This is a genomic window from Enterobacter sp. MF024 (genome assembly GCF_005843915.1).
GTDB lineage: Bacteria > Pseudomonadota > Gammaproteobacteria > Enterobacterales > Enterobacteriaceae > Enterobacter > Enterobacter barmai.
Genome location: NZ_VCBB01000003.1, coordinates 63,169 through 79,883, shown reverse-complemented (window position 1 = coordinate 79,883; position 16,715 = coordinate 63,169). Strand labels below are relative to the sequence as shown.

Annotated in this window: 12 protein-coding genes; 11 read left to right on the top strand and 1 reads right to left on the bottom strand. The window is 59.1% G+C overall.

Features of this window, described 5'->3' with window-relative positions:
• Positions 1 to 195: 195 nt before the first annotated feature.
• The 7 genes from FFB58_RS06890 (at position 196) to FFB58_RS06860 (ending at position 8,495) form a co-directional block, all read left to right on the top strand.
• Positions 196 to 2,460, top strand: coding sequence for a ComEC family protein (locus FFB58_RS06890; RefSeq protein WP_138369440.1), 2,265 nt, complete (start codon positions 196 to 198; stop codon positions 2,458 to 2,460).
• A gap of 36 nt (positions 2,461 to 2,496) precedes the next feature.
• Positions 2,497 to 4,245: a lipid A ABC transporter ATP-binding protein/permease MsbA gene (msbA, locus tag FFB58_RS06885; RefSeq protein ID WP_039029482.1), complete on the top strand. Its 1,749-nt coding sequence runs from the start codon at positions 2,497 to 2,499 to the stop codon at positions 4,243 to 4,245.
• Positions 4,242 to 5,246, top strand: a complete 1,005-nt coding sequence (gene lpxK / locus FFB58_RS06880; protein WP_138369439.1) for a tetraacyldisaccharide 4'-kinase — start codon at positions 4,242 to 4,244, stop codon at positions 5,244 to 5,246. The genes msbA and lpxK overlap by 4 nt, the downstream gene beginning before the upstream one ends.
• A 15-nt stretch (positions 5,247 to 5,261) precedes the next feature.
• Positions 5,262 to 6,491: a winged helix-turn-helix domain-containing protein gene (locus tag FFB58_RS06875; RefSeq protein ID WP_138369438.1), complete on the top strand. Its 1,230-nt coding sequence runs from the start codon at positions 5,262 to 5,264 to the stop codon at positions 6,489 to 6,491.
• Between the two features lie 45 nt (positions 6,492 to 6,536).
• A complete protein-coding gene (ycaR, locus tag FFB58_RS06870) occupies positions 6,537 to 6,719 on the top strand; it encodes a protein YcaR (protein WP_039029479.1) in 183 nt (60 codons plus the stop codon).
• Positions 6,716 to 7,462, top strand: a complete 747-nt coding sequence (kdsB, locus tag FFB58_RS06865; RefSeq protein WP_039029478.1) for a 3-deoxy-manno-octulosonate cytidylyltransferase — start codon at positions 6,716 to 6,718, stop codon at positions 7,460 to 7,462. Before ycaR ends, kdsB begins: the two co-directional genes overlap by 4 nt.
• A gap of 139 nt (positions 7,463 to 7,601) precedes the next feature.
• Positions 7,602 to 8,495: a YcbJ family phosphotransferase gene (locus FFB58_RS06860; RefSeq protein WP_039029477.1), complete on the top strand. Its 894-nt coding sequence runs from the start codon at positions 7,602 to 7,604 to the stop codon at positions 8,493 to 8,495.
• On the opposite strand, the gene elyC is transcribed toward FFB58_RS06860, so the two are convergent.
• Complete coding sequence (gene elyC / locus FFB58_RS06855; RefSeq protein ID WP_039029476.1) at positions 8,472 to 9,251, bottom strand: envelope biogenesis factor ElyC; 780 nt, start codon at positions 9,249 to 9,251, stop codon at positions 8,472 to 8,474. The two genes, FFB58_RS06860 and elyC, sit on opposite strands and share 24 nt — an antisense overlap.
• Positions 9,252 to 9,375: 124 nt before the next feature.
• Here elyC and cmoM point away from each other — a divergent pair, with 124 nt between their 5' ends.
• Genes cmoM through mukB form a run of 4 tightly spaced genes read left to right on the top strand, consistent with a single transcriptional unit; the run spans position 9,376 to position 16,613 of the window.
• A complete protein-coding gene (gene cmoM, locus FFB58_RS06850) occupies positions 9,376 to 10,161 on the top strand; it encodes a tRNA uridine 5-oxyacetic acid(34) methyltransferase CmoM (RefSeq protein WP_138369437.1) in 786 nt (261 codons plus the stop codon).
• The gene (gene mukF / locus FFB58_RS06845) at positions 10,158 to 11,480 is read left to right on the top strand and encodes a chromosome partition protein MukF (RefSeq protein WP_039029474.1); all 1,323 of its coding nucleotides are present in this window, start codon (positions 10,158 to 10,160) and stop codon (positions 11,478 to 11,480) included. Before cmoM ends, mukF begins: the two co-directional genes overlap by 4 nt.
• Positions 11,461 to 12,165, top strand: a complete 705-nt coding sequence (mukE, locus tag FFB58_RS06840; protein WP_039029473.1) for a chromosome partition protein MukE — start codon at positions 11,461 to 11,463, stop codon at positions 12,163 to 12,165. The genes mukF and mukE overlap by 20 nt, the downstream gene beginning before the upstream one ends.
• Entirely contained in the window at positions 12,165 to 16,613 is a 4,449-nt protein-coding gene (gene mukB, locus FFB58_RS06835; protein ID WP_039029472.1) for a chromosome partition protein MukB, read from the top strand. Before mukE ends, mukB begins: the two co-directional genes overlap by 1 nt.
• Positions 16,614 to 16,715 lie beyond the last annotated feature (102 nt).

Below are 16,715 nucleotides of genomic sequence, written 5' to 3'. Positions count from 1 at the left end.
ACTGAGTGACCATCAGAAAAGCACCTGCGGGTGCTTTTTTCGTTTCTCAACTCCGGATCCGGAATCCGCGCCGCAAATCTTGCAGCTCTTTGCTGCAAACCGTTGATTTACGCCAGCCTGCCTCGCAATCGCGCAATTTCACACCTGACATATCTACTCTGTGACCGCACACTGCCCTGACACAGGGAGGTGTAAATGCGTTTAACTGCATTAGCGACATGTCTGATCCTGGCTATCCTGCCACTGCTCTGGCTGCCCACGCTGCCTGCACTACCGGTTATTCAGACTATAGCGATTGCCGGACTCCTGCTCGCGTTAATTCGCCATGACTTTGCCCGCTACAGTGGCTTCTGGCTGCTGTTTTTTGCCTGGGGGGCGCTTGCTGCACAAAGTACGGTCTGGCCGATGCAGAATTTGACCCGAGGTCCGCAGAAGGCTGGAGTAGAGATCGTCGCGGTTGAGAGCGATACGGCGTATCGGGCCCGCATTATCCAGCTTGATGGTAAAGCAGTTGTGCCTGCGGTGGGCGTTACGTTGTATGGCAATACATTGCCGCAGCCGGGATGTGCCGGACAGCGCTGGAGCATGACTTTGTCGTTACGCGCCGTTCACGGGCAACTCAACGATGGCGGGTTCGATTCTCAACGCTATGCCCTGGCGCAGCATCAACCCCTGACCGGGCGTTTTACCCACGCTGAAGTGACAGATGCCCGCTGTAGCTTACGCGCCCGCTATCTCGCCTCGCTGACAACCACGCTCTCAGCGTATAGCTGGGGGCAGGTTCTTATGGGGCTGGGCATGGGGGAGCGGCTGGCGGTCTCGGCAGACGTCAAAGACCTGATGCGGGAAACCGGTACCGCGCATCTGATGGCGATTTCGGGTTTGCACATTGCGCTGGCGGCGTCGGTTATCTGGCTGCTGGTGCGGGGTATGCAATTTTTTATCCCGGTACGCTGGATGAGCTGGCGAGCCCCGTTGGTGGCGGGGTTCTGCTTTGCCGCCTTTTACGCCTGGCTTACCGGAATGCAGCCACCCGCGTTGCGCACCGTCGTCTCACTGGGAGCCTGCCTGGCACTGCAGTTGAGCGGCCGCCTCTGGTCTCCCTGGCAGATCTGGCGAGTCTGCATCGCCGCCATTTTGCTGGCCGATCCGCTGGCCGTACTGTCGCACAGCCTGTTGCTGTCTGCCTTTGCGGTAGCGGTGCTGATTTTCTGGTATCAGTGGGTGCCTGCGCCACGCTTGTCCGCCCCATGGGCAGTCCGGGCCGGGGTTAACCTGCTGCACCTGCAGCTCGGCATGCTTTTACTGTTGCTGCCGGTGCAGATCGTCGTGTTTCATGGTTTTAGCCTTTCGTCCCTGGTCGCGAATCTGGTGGCGGTGCCGCTGGTGACCTTTATCTCGGTGCCGCTGATTTTGCTGGGGATGGGACTGCATCTTCTGCCCTGGCCGCCTGCAGAAAATATGGTCTGGATGCTTGCGGATGGTTCACTGTCGCTGCTGTTTGGATTTTTAACCACGCTGCCGGACGGCTGGATCACGGTCGATAAACGCTGGCTGTGGCTGACCCTGCTGCCGTGGGGGGCAATCATTGCCTGGCGGATGCGCGGTGCACGAACGTATCCAGTTGTGTGTGTATCAGTACTGGTGCTGGCGACCAGTCCGCTTTGGCGAGAAAACAAAGCTGAGGGCTGGGCCGTGCATATGCTGGATGTCGGGCAGGGGCTGGCAATGGCAATCGAGCGTCAGGGGAGGGTGATTCTCTATGACACCGGTCCTGCATGGCCGGGTGGAGACAGCGCGCAACAGCTGATTATTCCCTGGCTACGGTGGCACCATTTACGCCCGGAGGGGGTGATTGTCAGCCATGATCACCTCGACCACATCGGTGGTCTGGTATCACTACGCAAGGCGTGGCCGGAAATGTGGATAAGAAGCCCGCTGGGCTGGGCCGGGCATGACCCCTGCATGCGCGGTGAGCGCTGGCAGTGGCGGGGCCTGACCTTCAGCGCACACTGGCCCCTCGCCACCACCCCGCAGCGCGGCAATAACGGTTCCTGCGTGGTTAAGGTTGAGGACGGCACGCATAGCCTGTTGTTAACAGGGGATATTGAGGCGCAGGGAGAAAAAGCGATGCTCAGTCGTCACTGGCCATATCTTGCGTCTACACTTATCCAGGTGCCGCACCATGGCAGCAATACCTCTTCGTCGCTTCCTCTGGTGCAGCGGGTTGGTGGGCATATCGCCCTGGTGTCTGCATCCCGCTATAACGCGTGGCGACTGCCTTCAGTAAAAGTGGCTCGCCGTTACAGAAAGGAGGGGTATATGTGGTTAACAACCCCCCGTTCAGGACAACTTACCGTCTCGTTTTCGCAACATGGCTGGCAAATCCATAGCTTACGGGATCAAATTTTGCCCCGTTGGTATCATCAGTGGTTTGGCGCGCCCGGAGATAACGGGTAGAATATGCGGCTATTTCAACAAATGCTGGTTTTTTGAATGCATAACGACAAAGATCTCTCCACGTGGCAGACCTTCCGCCGACTCTGGCCGGTGATTGCACCCTTCAGAACGGGCCTTATCGTGGCGGGCGTAGCGTTAATCCTCAACGCAGCCAGCGATACCTTCATGTTATCGCTCCTCAAACCGTTACTGGACGACGGTTTTGGTAAAACGGATCGCTCAGTGTTGCTATGGATGCCGCTGGTGGTTATCGGCCTGATGATTTTACGCGGCATCACCAGCTATATCTCCAGCTACTGCCTCTCCTGGGTATCGGGCAAAGTGGTGATGACCATGCGCCGCCGCCTGTTCAGCCACATGATGGGCATGCCGGTAGCGTTCTTTGACAAGCAGTCGACCGGTACCCTGCTGTCCCGCATCACCTACGATTCCGAGCAGGTGGCTTCCTCCTCCTCCAGCGCGCTGATCACCGTGGTGCGTGAAGGGGCCTCGATCATTGGCCTGTTCGCCCTGATGTTCTGGTACAGCTGGCAGCTGTCCCTGATCCTTATCGTGCTGGCGCCGATTGTGTCGATTGCCATCCGCGTCGTCTCGAAGCGTTTTCGCAGCATCAGTAAGAACATGCAAAACACGATGGGGCAGGTGACCACCAGCGCAGAGCAGATGCTGAAAGGCCATAAAGAGGTACTGATCTTTGGCGGCCAGGACGTTGAAACCAAGCGCTTCGATAAGGTCAGCAATAAAATGCGTCTGCAGGGGATGAAGATGGTTTCTGCCTCTTCCATTTCCGATCCGATCATTCAGCTGATTGCCTCCCTGGCGCTGGCATTCGTGCTGTATGCCGCCAGCTTCCCGAGCGTAATGGAAACCCTGACCGCCGGTACCATCACCGTGGTCTTCTCATCGATGATTGCCCTGATGCGCCCGCTGAAATCGTTAACCAACGTTAACGCCCAGTTCCAGCGCGGGATGGCAGCCTGTCAGACGCTGTTCGCTATCCTCGATTCCGAACAGGAAAAAGACGAAGGCAAACGCGTGATCGAACGCTCAACCGGCGATGTGGAATTCCGCAACGTGACCTTTACCTATCCGGGTCGCGATACGCCTGCGCTGCGCAACATCAATCTGAAGATCCCGGCAGGCAAGACCGTGGCGCTGGTGGGCCGCTCTGGCTCGGGTAAATCAACCATCGCCAGCCTGATCACCCGCTTCTACGATATTGATGAAGGTGAGATCCTGATTGATGGTCACGACCTGCGCGAATATACCCTGCAGTCGCTGCGTAATCAGGTCGCGCTGGTCTCCCAGAATGTGCATCTGTTCAACGACACCGTAGCCAATAACATCGCTTACGCCCGTACTGAAGAGTACAGCCGCGAGCAGATCGAAGCGGCGGCGCGGATGGCCTATGCCATGGACTTTATCAATAAGATGGATAACGGTCTGGATACCATTATCGGCGAAAACGGCGTGCTGCTCTCCGGCGGTCAGCGCCAGCGTATCGCCATTGCGCGTGCGCTGCTGCGTGACAGCCCAATACTGATCCTCGATGAAGCTACCTCGGCGCTGGATACCGAGTCCGAACGCGCCATCCAGTCTGCGCTGGATGAGTTGCAGAAGAACCGTACCTCGCTGGTGATCGCTCACCGCCTGTCGACCATCGAAAAAGCCGATGAAATCGTGGTGGTGGAAGATGGCTACATCGTCGAGCGGGGCAGTCATGCCGACCTGCTGGCCCATCAGGGCGTATATGCGCAGCTTCATAAGATGCAGTTTGGCGCATGATTGCTCGCATCTGGTCGGGTGAGTCTCCGCTCTGGCTGCTGCTGTTGCCGCTCTCCTGGCTGTATGGCCTGGTCAGCGGCCTCATCCGCCTGAGTTATAAAGTGGGGCTCAAACGGGCCTGGCGTGCGCCGGTGCCGGTGGTGGTGGTGGGGAACCTCACCGCTGGCGGCAACGGTAAAACGCCGGTGGTGATCTGGCTGGTGGAACAGCTGACCCAACGCGGTATTCGCGTGGGCGTTGTCTCCCGGGGATACGGCGGCAAGGCGGAGCGCTATCCGCTGCTGCTGACCGCGCAAACCACCACGGCGCAAGCGGGCGATGAGCCGGTGCTGATCTTTCAGCGCACCGGCGCGCCCGTCGCGGTTTCGCCGGTGCGCAGCGAAGCGGTGCAGGCTCTGCTGGCTCATGAAAATATCCAGATCGTCATTACCGACGATGGCCTGCAGCACTACGCCCTGGCCCGGGATAAAGAGATTGTGGTGATCGATGGCGTGCGCCGCTTTGGTAACGGCTGGTGGCTACCTGCCGGGCCAATGCGCGAGCGCGCGTCGCGTTTACAAACGGTGGATGCGGTTATCGTTAACGGCGGCACGGCGCAGGCGGGAGAGATCCCCATGCAGCTGCGCCCGGGGCTTGCCGTGAACCTGCAGACCGGTGAGCGGCGCGATGTAGCTGAGCTTAACAATCTGGTTGCGATGGCCGGTATCGGGCATCCCCCGCGCTTTTTCTCCACCCTGGAAGCCTGCGGCGCGACGCTTCAGAGTACGGTGCCGCTGGCCGACCACCAGGCGCTGAGCCTGGAGCAGGTTGCGGCCTTTACCGCGCCCGGCCAGACGCTGATCATGACCGAAAAAGATGCGGTGAAATGCCGCGCCTTTGCCCGGGATAACTGGTGGTATTTACCGGTTGATGCACAACTGCAAGGCGAAAAGCCTGAGCGACTGCTTCAGGAACTGATTGCCCTCGCAGGGCAGACAAATGAGGTTTCGCCCGCGCACTAACTGACAGGAAAAAGCATGGCTTTACCGCAACTCACGCTTTCAGCCGCACGTCATCTCCATCTTGCCGCCCAGGGGCTTTTGAAAAAGCCCCGTCGCCGCGCCCGGCCCGCCGATATTCTTACTACCATCCAGCGCATGTCGCTCCTACAGATCGACACCATCAATATCGTCGCCCGCAGCCCTTATCTGGTCCTGTTCAGCCGCCTCGGCCCTTATTCACCCGACTGGCTGGATGACGCCCTGCGTCAGGGAGAGCTGATGGAGTACTGGGCGCATGAGGCGTGCTTCCTGCCGCGCAGCGACTTTGCGCTGGTGCGTCACAGAATGCTCGCCCCCGATAAAATGGGCTGGAAATACCGTCAGGCCTGGATGCAGGAACATGCGGATGAAATTGAACAACTGATCGCGCATATTCAGGAGAAGGGCCCGGTTCGTTCCGCCGATTTTGAACATCCCCGCAAAGGGACGAACGGATGGTGGGAGTGGAAACCGCACAAGCGTCATCTTGAAGGGTTGTTTACTGCCGGAAAGGTAATGGTGGTCGAAAGGCGCAACTTCCAGCGCGTTTACGATCTCACCCACCGGGTGATGCCACAGTGGGATGACCGCCGGGATATGCTGACCCAGGCGGCGGCAGAAGCCGTGATGCTGGAAAACAGCGCCCGTAGCTTAGGTCTTTTCCGCGCTCAGTGGTTAGCCGACTATTACCGCCTGCGCCAGCCGGTGCTGGCGCCACTGCTTGAGCGCTGGCAGGCGCAGCAGCAGGTCGTTCGCGTCGAGGTTGAGACCCTGGGCGAGATGTGGCTGCATAGCGATCTGCTGCCGCTGCTTCCCCTCGCCCTGGAGGGGAAACTCACCGCGACCCACAGCGCTGTCCTGTCGCCGTTTGATCCGGTGGTCTGGGATCGCAAGCGCGCGGAGCAGCTGTTTAATTTCAGCTATCGGCTGGAGTGCTACACCCCGGCGCCGAAACGTCAGTATGGTTATTTCGTCCTGCCGCTGCTGCATAAAGGGCAGCTGGTGGGGCGGATGGATGCCAAAATGCACCGTAAAACCGGCGAGCTTGAGGTCATCGCGCTTTATCTGGAAGAGGGCGTTAGGATCGGCGCTGGGCTGGAAAAAGGGCTCATCACGGCAATCAGTGATTTTGCGGGCTGGCAGGGGGCAACACGCATCGTGACAGGCCATCTTCCTGACGGCCTTTTCCAGTCCTGTCGAAGTGGCTGGGAAATAGACGCGGTCTGAAAAAGGAATATGGTAAGCTTTACCGATTATTGATACGGAGGAACTATGGATCACCGTTTACTGGAAATTATTGCCTGCCCGGTGTGCAACGGCAAACTCTACTACAGCCAGGATAAGCAGGAGTTAATCTGCAAACTGGATAGCCTGGCCTTTCCCCTGCGCGACGGCATTCCCGTCCTGCTGGAAACCGAAGCCCGTTCGCTGGCGGCTGAAGAGAGCAAACCATGAGTTTTGTTGTCATTATTCCGGCTCGCTTTGCCTCCACGCGTCTGCCGGGTAAACCGCTGGTCGATATCAACGGCAAGCCGATGATCGTGCATGTCCTTGAACGTGCGCGTGAGTCCGGCGCGGAGCGGATCATTGTCGCCACCGATCATGAAGACGTGGCGCGTGCGGTGGAAGCGGCGGGCGGCGAAGTGTGCATGACCCGCGCCGATCACCAGTCCGGTACCGAGCGTCTGGCTGAAGTGGTTGAAAAATGCGGCTTCAGCGACGACACGGTGATTGTTAACGTGCAGGGCGATGAGCCGATGATCCCGGCGGTCATTATTCGTCAGGTAGCTGAAAACCTGGCCCAGCGTCAGGTGGGTATGGCGACGCTGGCCGTGCCGGTTCACAGTGCGGAAGAAGCTTTCAACCCGAACGCCGTGAAGGTGGTGCTGGACGCCGAAGGCTATGCGCTCTATTTCTCCCGCGCCACCATTCCCTGGGATCGCGATCGTTTTGCTGAATCCCGGGATAACATTGGCGACACTATCCTGCGTCATCTGGGCATTTATGGCTATCGTGCCGGCTTTATCCGCCGATACGTCACCTGGCAGCCGAGCCCGCTGGAAAACATCGAAATGCTCGAGCAGCTGCGTGTGCTGTGGTACGGCGAGAAGATCCACGTCGCCGTCGCGCACGAAGTGCCGGGTACAGGCGTTGATACGCCGGAAGATCTGGCCCGCGTTCGCGCTGAGCTGCGTTAATCCCCGCTATCCCCTCTTCTGAGGGGATTTTTTTGCCTCGTTTTTCTGAATTTCTGCTACAGAATCGTCTCATAAGAGTGACATCCGCCCGTCAGGCGCTCATTATAAAAGCAGTAGTCTTAATGGGGGTAATCTCAAAATGGAACAGCTGCGAGCCGAACTCAGCCATCTGCTGGGTGAAAAACTGAGCCGTGTGGAATGCGTGCATGAAAAGGCGGATACCACGCTGTGGTCGTTGTACGACAGTCAGGGAAACCCCATGCCGCTTCTGGCGCGAAGCTTCTCTACGCCGGACGTTGCCCGCCAGCTGGCATGGAAAATCTCCATGCTGGCCCGCAGCGGCACGGTCAGAATGCCAACCGTGTATGGCGTGATGACCCATGAGGAACATCCCGGTCCTGACGTCCTGCTGATTGAACGCCTGCGCGGTGTTCCGGTAGAAGCCCCCGCGCGCACACCGCAACGCTGGGAGCAGCTTAAGGATCAGATTGTCGAAGCGCTGCTGGCCTGGCACAGGATGGACAGCGGCGGGCTGGTCGGCGCGGTGGACAGCACCCAGGAAAACCTCTGGCCGCTCTGGTATCGCCAGCGGGTCGAGGTGCTGTGGGGAACGCTGAACCAGTACCACAACACCGGCCTGACCATGCAGGATAAACGGATCCTGTTTCGCACCCGGGAGTGCCTGCCAGCCCTGTTTGAGGGGTTCAACGACAACAGCGTGCTGATCCACGGTAATTTTACCTTGCGCAGCATGCTCAAGGATCCGCGCAGCGATCAGCTGCTGGCGATGGTCGGCCCCGGGGTGATGCTGTGGGCCCCCCGGGAGTATGAGCTGTTTCGCCTGAGCGAGAGCGGACAGGCGGAGGACTTGCTCTGGCACTATCTGCAGCGCGCGCCGGTTTCAGAGGCATTCGTCTGGCGGCGCTGGCTGTATATGCTGTGGGATGAAGTGGCGCAGCTGGTAAACACCGGGCGCTTTAGCCGCGCCAGCTTCGACCTGGCCTCGAAATCACTGCTCCCCTGGCTCGCCTGACGCGCCTTTCAGCCACTGCCAGACGCGCCCGAGGGTCTCATAGCCCACGCGATCGCTGTGCATCAGCCATACCGGGGACGGAATAATCCGTTCCCACGGGTTGAGCGGGGCGCTGATGGCCAGCTGGTTCGCGGGCGCGGGCAGCGGATGCAGTCCCTGACGCTCAAAGAAGATCATCGCCCGCGGCAGATGGGAGGCCGACGTCACCAGCAGGAACGGGGCATCGCCAATCGCCTGCTTAACCGCCGCGGCCTCCTCCTCGGTATCTTTCGGGCTGTCGAGGGTGATAATCGCCTCGCGCGGCACGCCCAGCGACTGCGCCACGCGCGCCCCCGCTTCGGCGGTACTCACCGGATTGCTCTGCGCCGCTGCCCCGGTAAAGATCATCTTCGACCCCGGATTAGCCAGCCACAGCCGCATCCCCTCGTTGAGGCGCGGCAGGCTGTTGTTGATCAGATTCGAACTCGGGGCCCAGTCAGGATCCCAGGTATAGCCCCCGCCGAGCACCACGATGTACTCAACTTTTTGATCTCCCTGCCATGTAGGGTATTTGTCTTCCACCGGACGTAACAGCCCGTCAGCCACCGGCTGCAGGCTCAGCAGCGTCAGCACCAGCCAGCCTGCCGTAATCAAAATTTTGCCGGTTTTCTGGTAGCGGCTGACCCACAGCAACCCCAGGCCCAGCGCGATGCACAGCAGAAGAAGAGGGAGGGGAAGCATCATGCCGCCAATATATTTTTTTAGGGTAAAAAGCATCCTTTCTGGCTCCTTTTTTGACCATATAGCCGATGATTGTCAGCGATATTACACCAGAGAGGTTCATTCTCCGCCCGGCTGTGACAAAATAGCGGTTTTGCAGTTAGCGGGTGGAGCTCTCCCAATGCGGGATCGCAATTTTGATGACATCGCGGAAAAGTTTGCCCGCAATATTTACGGCACGACCAAAGGCCGGCTGCGGCAGACGATCCTCTGGCAGGATCTGGACATCCTGCTGGCCAGTTTTGACGAGAAGAAACTGCGTGTCCTCGACGCTGGCGGCGGTGAAGGCCAGACGGCGATAAAGATGGCTGAACGTGGACATCACGTCATCCTTTGCGATCTCTCGGCGGAGATGATCGCCCGCGCCGAAAGCGCCGCGGCGGAAAAAGGTGTGAGCGATAACATGCAATTTATACATTGCGCCGCTCAGGACATCGCACAACATTTGGAAACCCCGGTTGATCTGATATTGTCTCATGCGGTGCTGGAATGGGTGGCCGACCCCCAGGCGCTGCTGAAGACGCTGTGGTCGATACTGCGCCCTGGCGGCGCGCTGTCGTTGATGTTCTACAACGCCAACGGCCTGTTGATGCGTAACGTGCTGGTGGGTAATTTCGGTTATGTGCAGCAGGGCATGTACAAAAAGAAACGCCGCACGCTGTCACCGGACTTTCCGCGCGACCCGCAGCAGGTTTATAGCTGGCTGGAAACCGCCGGCTGGCAGATTACCGGGAAAACCGGCATAAGGGTGTTTCATGATTATCTTCGCGATAAACAGAAGCAGCATGACTGTTTCGACGCCCTGACAGAATTAGAGACGCGGTACTGTCGCCAGGAGCCTTACCTTAGCCTTGGCCGTTATATACATGTCACCGCGCACAAGCCGCAGAGCAAGGATAACTTATGAGTGAATTTTCCCAGACAGTCCCCGAACTGGTTGCCTGGGCCCGAAAAAACGATTTCTCCCTCTCGCTGCCGGTAGACAGACTCTCTTTTCTGCTGGCGGTCGCCACGCTGAACAGCGAACGGCTGGATGGAGAAATGAGCGAGGGCGAACTGGTGGACGCGTTCCGCCACGTCAGTGATGCGTTTGAGCAAACCAGCGAAACCATTAATGTGCGTGCCAATAACGCGATTAACGATATGGTGCGTCAACGTCTGCTGAACCGCTTTACCAGCGAACTGGCGGAAGGGAATGCCATTTATCGCCTGACGCCACTGGGCATCGGCATTACCGACTACTACATTCGCCAGCGCGAATTCTCGACCCTGCGCCTCTCGATGCAGCTCTCCATCGTGGCGGGCGAACTGAAGCGTGCGGCCGATGCCGCCGACGAAGACGGCGACGAGTTCCACTGGCACCGCAACGTCTACGCGCCGCTGAAATATTCCGTGGCCGAGATTTTCGACAGCATCGATCTGACCCAGCGCATCATGGACGAACAGCAGCAGCTGGTGAAAGACGATATCGCCCAGCTGCTGAACAAAGACTGGCGCGCGGCGATCTCCAGCTGTGAAATGCTGCTGTCAGAAACCTCCGGCACCCTGCGTGAACTGCAGGATACCCTGGAGGCGGCGGGCGACAAGCTGCAGGCCAACCTGCTGCGCATCCAGGACGCCACCCTGGCCCATGACAACCTGCATTTTGTTGATCGTCTGGTCTTCGACCTGCAAAGCAAACTGGACCGCATCATCAGCTGGGGCCAGCAGGCGATTGACCTGTGGATCGGCTACGACCGTCACGTGCATAAATTTATCCGTACCGCTATCGATATGGATAAAAACCGCGTGTTCGCCCAGCGTCTTCGTCAGTCGGTACAGACCTATTTCGATGCGCCGTGGGCATTGACCTACGCCAGCGCCGACCGTCTGCTCGATATGCGTGACGAAGAGATGAGCCTGCGCGACGAAGAGGTTACCGGCGAGCTGCCAGCCGATCTGGAATATGAAGAATTTAACGAAATTCGGGAACAACTTGCGGCAATGATCGAGGAGCAGCTGGCGATCTTCAAAGCCAAAAACACACCGCTGGATCTCGGTCTGGTGGTGCGTGACTACCTCGCACAATACCCGCGCGCCCGCCATTTCGATATCGCCCGCATCGTGGTCGATCAGGCGGTTCGCCTGGGCGTCGCGCAAGCAGATTTCACCGGCCTGCCGCCGAAGTGGCAGCCGATTAACGATTACGGAGCCAAGGTACAGGCGCATGTCATTGACAAATATTGAACACGTGATGCCAGTTAAACTGGCCCAGGCGCTGGCAAATCCGATCTTTCCGGCGCTGGACAGCCAGCTGCGTGCCGGTCGTCACATTGGTCTCGACGAGCTGGATAATCACGCTTTTTTGATGGATTTTCAGGAATACCTGGAAGAGTTCTACGCCCGCTATAACGTGGAGCTGATCCGCGCCCCGGAAGGGTTCTTCTATCTGCGCCCGCGCTCCACCACGCTGATTCCGCGCTCGGTGCTGTCCGAGCTGGACATGATGGTCGGGAAGATCCTCTGCTACCTCTATCTCAGCCCGGAGCGTCTGGCTAACGAAGGCATCTTCACCCAGCAGGAGCTCTATGACGAGCTGTTGACCCTGGCTGACGAAGGCAAGCTGCTGAAGCTGGTGAACAACCGCTCCACCGGCTCTGACGTAGACCGTCAGAAGTTGCAGGAAAAAGTGCGCTCCTCCCTGAACCGTCTGCGCCGTCTGGGGATGGTGTGGTTTATGGGCCATGACAGCAGCAAATTCCGCATTACCGAATCGGTATTCCGCTTCGGTGCTGACGTACGTGCAGGCGATGACGCCCGCGAAGCGCAGCTGCGCATGATCCGTGATGGCGAAGCGATGCCGGTGGAAAACCATCTGCAGCTCAATGACGAGCATGAAGACACTCAGCCGGATAGCGGGGAGGAAGAGTAATGATTGAACGCGGTAAGTTTCGCTCACTGACGCTGGTTAACTGGAACGGTTTTTTTGCCCGCACCTTTGATCTCGATGAGCTGGTGACCACGCTCTCGGGCGGTAACGGGGCAGGGAAATCCACCACCATGGCGGCATTCGTCACGGCGCTGATCCCTGACTTAACCCTGCTGCACTTCCGTAACACCACCGAGGCCGGTGCCACCAGCGGTTCGCGCGATAAGGGCCTGCACGGTAAGCTGAAAGCGGGTGTCTGTTATTCCGTGCTGGACGTGATCAACTCCCGTCATCAGCGCGTGGTGGTTGGCGTCCGTTTACAGCAGGTCGCCGGTCGCGACCGTAAAGTGGACATCAAACCCTTTGCCATTCAGGGGCTGCCAACCTCCGTCCAGCCAACCGCGCTGCTGACGGAAACCCTGAACGAACGCCAGGCGCGCGTGCTCACGCTCCAGGAGCTGAAAGACAAGCTGGAAGCCATAGAGGGCGTACAGTTCAAGCAGTTCAACTCCATTACCGATTACCACTCGCTGATGTTCGATCTGGGCATCGTCGCGCGCCGTCTGCGCTCCGCATCGGACCGCAGCAAATACTATCGCCTGATTGAGGCCTCGCTCTACGGCGGGATCTCCAGCGCCATTACCCGCTCCCTGCGTGACTACCTGTTACCGGAAAACAGCGGCGTGCGTAAGGCCTTCCAGGATATGGAAGCGGCGCTGCGTGAGAACCGCATGACGCTGGAAGCGATCCGCGTGACCCAGTCGGACCGCGATCTGTTCAAGCACCTGATCAGCGAAGCCACCAACTACGTGGCCGCCGACTATATGCGCCACGCCAACGAGCGCCGCATTCATCTCGATCAGGCCCTTGAGTATCGCCGCGAGCTGTTTACCTCACGTCAGCAGCTGGCGTCCGAGCAGTACAAACACGTTGAGATGGCCCGTGAGCTCTCCGAGCATAACGGGGCGGAAGGGGATCTGGAGGCCGATTACCAGGCCGCCAGCGATCACCTGAACCTGGTCCAGACCGCGCTGCGTCAGCAGGAAAAAATCGAGCGCTATGAAGCGGACCTCGATGAGCTGCAAATTCGTCTCGAAGAGCAGAACGAAGTGGTGGCGGAAGCTGCCGACAAGCAGGAAGAGAACGAAGCCCGGGCCGAAGCCGCCGAGCTGGAAGTGGATGAGCTGAAAAGCCAGCTCGCCGACTATCAGCAGGCGCTGGACGTCCAGCAAACCCGCGCCATTCAGTACAACCAGGCGCTGCAGGCGCTGGAGCGCGCGAAAGCGCTCTGTCATCTGCCGGATCTGACGCCTGAGAGCGCGGATCAGTGGCTGGAAACTTTCCAGGCCAAAGAGCAGGAAGCAACCGAAAAACTGCTGAACCTCGATCAGAAAATGAGCGTGGCGCAAACCGCGCACAGCCAGTTTGAACAGGCTTACCAGCTGGTGGCGGCGATTAACGGTCCGCTGGCGCGCGCTGAGGCGTGGGAAGTGGCCCGCGAGCTGCTGCGTGATGGCGTGAACCAGCGTCACCAGGCTGAGCAGGTTCAGCCGCTGCGTATGCGTCTGAACGAGCTGGAACAACGCCTGCGTGAACAGCAGGAGGCGGAACGCCTGCTGGCCGAGTTCTGTAAGCGTCACGGCAAACGGGTCGATATTGACGATCTGGAAGGCTTACATCAGGAGCTGGAAGCCCGCATCGCGTCGCTGTCCGACAGCGTCTCCAGCGCCAGCGAACAGCGCATGGCGCTGCGTCAGGAGCTGGAGCAGCTGCAGTCGCGTATTCAGACGCTGATGCAGCGCGCCCCAGTCTGGCTGGCGGCTCAGAGCAGCCTCAGCCAGCTGAGCGAGCAGTGCGGCGAAGAGTTCGAATCCAGCCAGGACGTGACGGAATATCTGCAGCAGTTGCTGGAGCGCGAGCGCGAAGCCATTGTTGAACGTGATGAAGTGGGCGCGCGCAAGCGGGCGGTCGATGAAGAGATCGAACGTTTAAGCCAGCCGGGCGGGGCGGAAGACGCCCGTCTGAACACCCTGGCAGAACGCTTTGGCGGCGTGCTGCTGTCAGAAATTTATGACGACGTCAGCCTGGAAGATGCGCCGTATTACTCCGCGCTCTACGGCCCGTCCCGCCACGCTATCGTGGTGCCGGATCTGTCGCTGATCGCCGACCAGCTTGAAGGGCTGGAAGATTGCCCGGAAGATCTCTATCTGATCGAAGGGGATCCGCAGTCGTTCGATGACAGCGTATTTGGCGTCGATGAGCTGGAAAAAGCGGTGGTGGTGAAAATCGCCGATCGCCAGTGGCGTTACTCGCGCTTCCCGTCGCTGCCGCTGTTTGGCCGCGCCGCGCGTGAAAGCCGTATTGAGAGCCTGCACACCGAGCGTGAAGCGCTGTCTGAACGCTTTGCCACGCTCTCGTTTGACGTCCAGAAAACCCAGCGTCTGCACCAGGCGTTCAGCCGCTTTATCGGCAGCCATCTTGCCGTGGCCTTTGAAGCCGATCCGGAAGCCGAAATCCGCAAGTTCACCACGCGCCGTAGCGAGCTTGAACGCGCGATTTCAGCCCACGAAAACGACAACCAGCAGAGCCGCGTCCAGTTCGAGCAGGCCAAAGAGGGCGTCGCTGCCCTGAACCGCATTCTGCCGCGCCTCAATTTGCTGGCGGACGACACCCTCGCCGATCGCGTGGATGAGATCCAGGAGCGTCTCGACGAAGCCCAGGAAGCCGCGCGCTTTGTGCAGCAGTACGGCAACCAGCTGGCGAAGCTCGAGCCGATGCTCTCCGTTCTGCAGAGCGACCCGGAACAGTTCGAACAGCTGAAAGAAGATTACGCCTGGTCACAGCAGGTTCAGCGCGAAGCCCGTCAGCAGGCCTTTGCCCTGACCGAAGTTTCCCAGCGCCGGGCGCACTTCAGCTACTCCGATTCGGCTGAGATGCTCAACGGCAACAGCGATCTGAACGAGAAGCTGCGCCAGCGTCTGGAGCAGGCGGAAACGGAACGTACCCGCGCCCGTGAGGCGATGCGTAGCCATGCTGCCCAGCTGAGCCAGTACAACCAGGTACTGGCGTCGCTGAAAAGCTCCTATGACACCAAGAAAGAACTGCTGACCGACCTGCATAAAGAGCTGCAGGATATCGGCGTGCGTGCCGACAGCGGGGCAGAGGAGCGGGCGCGCATTCGTCGTGACGAACTGCATGCCCAGCTCAGCAATAACCGTGCGCGTCGCAATCAGCTTGAAAAAGCGCTCACCTTCTGCGAAGCGGAGATGGACAACCTGACCCGTCGTCTGCGCAAGCTGGAGCGTGACTATCACGAGAAGCGCGAGCAGGTAGTGACCGCCAAAGCGGGCTGGTGTGCCGTGATGCGGATGGTGAAAGACAACGGGGTTGAACGTCGTCTGCACCGTCGCGAGCTGGCGTATCTCTCCGGCGATGAGCTGCGTTCCATGTCGGATAAGGCGCTGGGCGCGCTGCGTCTGGCGGTGGCGGATAACGAACACCTGCGCGATGTGCTGCGCATGTCCGAAGATCCGAAGCGTCCTGAACGTAAAATTCAGTTCTTCGTGGCGGTGTATCAGCATCTGCGCGAGCGCATTCGCCAGGATATCATCCGCACCGATGACCCGGTTGAAGCCATCGAACAGATGGAGATCGAGCTGGGCCGTCTGACGGAAGAGCTCACCTCCCGCGAGCAGAAGCTGGCCATCAGCTCCCGCAGCGTGGCCAACATCATCCGTAAAACGATCCAGCGCGAACAGAACCGTATCCGCCAGCTCAACCAGGGCCTGCAGAGCGTGTCGTTCGGCCAGGTTAACAGCGTGCGACTGAACGTTAACGTGCGTGAAGCTCACGCCACGCTGCTGGACGTGCTGGCCGAGCAGCACGAGCAGCACCAGGATCTGTTCAACAGCAACCGCCTGACCTTCTCCGAAGCGCTGGCGAAGCTGTATCAGCGTCTGAATCCGCAGATCGACATGGGCCAGCGCACACCGCAAACCATCGGTGAGGAGCTGCTGGACTACCGTAACTATCTCGAGATGGAAGTGGAAGTTAACCGTGGCTCCGACGGCTGGCTGCGCGCAGAATCCGGGGCCCTGTCCACCGGGGAAGCGATCGGTACCGGGATGTCGATTCTGGTGATGGTGGTCCAGAGCTGGGAAGACGAATCCCGCCGTCTGCGCGGCAAGGATATTTCGCCGTGCCGCCTGCTGTTCCTCGATGAGGCTGCGCGTCTGGATGCCCGCTCTATCGCCACGCTGTTTGAGCTGTGCGATCGTCTGGATATGCAGCTGATTATCGCGGCGCCGGAAAACATTAGCCCGGAGAAAGGGACCACCTACAAACTGGTGCGTAAGGTCTACCAGAACAGCGAGCACGTGCACGTTGTTGGTCTGCGCGGTTTTGCCCCGCAGCCCCCGGAATCCCTTCCCGGCACGGCTGATGCCATTTGAGGATTCTGAAAGTTAACCATGGCGGCCCCCGGGCCGCCCTTTTTTTATCCCTTGAGCTTGTACTGGCGGCTGCGTTAACTTTAAACTTCTTTACATAAGGTA

What these genes read in the sequence shown, in the direction of transcription:
- mukB (WP_039029472.1), top strand. Translation starts at nt 12,165, where the DNA reads ATGATTGAACGCGGTAAGTTTCGCTCACTGACGCTGGTTAACTGGAAC.
- ycaR (WP_039029479.1), top strand. Translation starts at nt 6,537, where the DNA reads ATGGATCACCGTTTACTGGAAATTATTGCCTGCCCGGTGTGCAACGGC.
- elyC (WP_039029476.1), bottom strand. Translation starts at nt 9,251, where the DNA reads ATGCTTTTTACCCTAAAAAAATATATTGGCGGCATGATGCTTCCCCTC.
- lpxK (WP_138369439.1), top strand. Translation starts at nt 4,242, where the DNA reads ATGATTGCTCGCATCTGGTCGGGTGAGTCTCCGCTCTGGCTGCTGCTG.
- FFB58_RS06860 (WP_039029477.1), top strand. Translation starts at nt 7,602, where the DNA reads ATGGAACAGCTGCGAGCCGAACTCAGCCATCTGCTGGGTGAAAAACTG.
- FFB58_RS06890 (WP_138369440.1), top strand. Translation starts at nt 196, where the DNA reads ATGCGTTTAACTGCATTAGCGACATGTCTGATCCTGGCTATCCTGCCA.
- mukF (WP_039029474.1), top strand. Translation starts at nt 10,158, where the DNA reads ATGAGTGAATTTTCCCAGACAGTCCCCGAACTGGTTGCCTGGGCCCGA.
- FFB58_RS06875 (WP_138369438.1), top strand. Translation starts at nt 5,262, where the DNA reads ATGGCTTTACCGCAACTCACGCTTTCAGCCGCACGTCATCTCCATCTT.
- mukE (WP_039029473.1), top strand. Translation starts at nt 11,461, where the DNA reads ATGTCATTGACAAATATTGAACACGTGATGCCAGTTAAACTGGCCCAG.
- msbA (WP_039029482.1), top strand. Translation starts at nt 2,497, where the DNA reads ATGCATAACGACAAAGATCTCTCCACGTGGCAGACCTTCCGCCGACTC.
- cmoM (WP_138369437.1), top strand. Translation starts at nt 9,376, where the DNA reads ATGCGGGATCGCAATTTTGATGACATCGCGGAAAAGTTTGCCCGCAAT.
- kdsB (WP_039029478.1), top strand. Translation starts at nt 6,716, where the DNA reads ATGAGTTTTGTTGTCATTATTCCGGCTCGCTTTGCCTCCACGCGTCTG.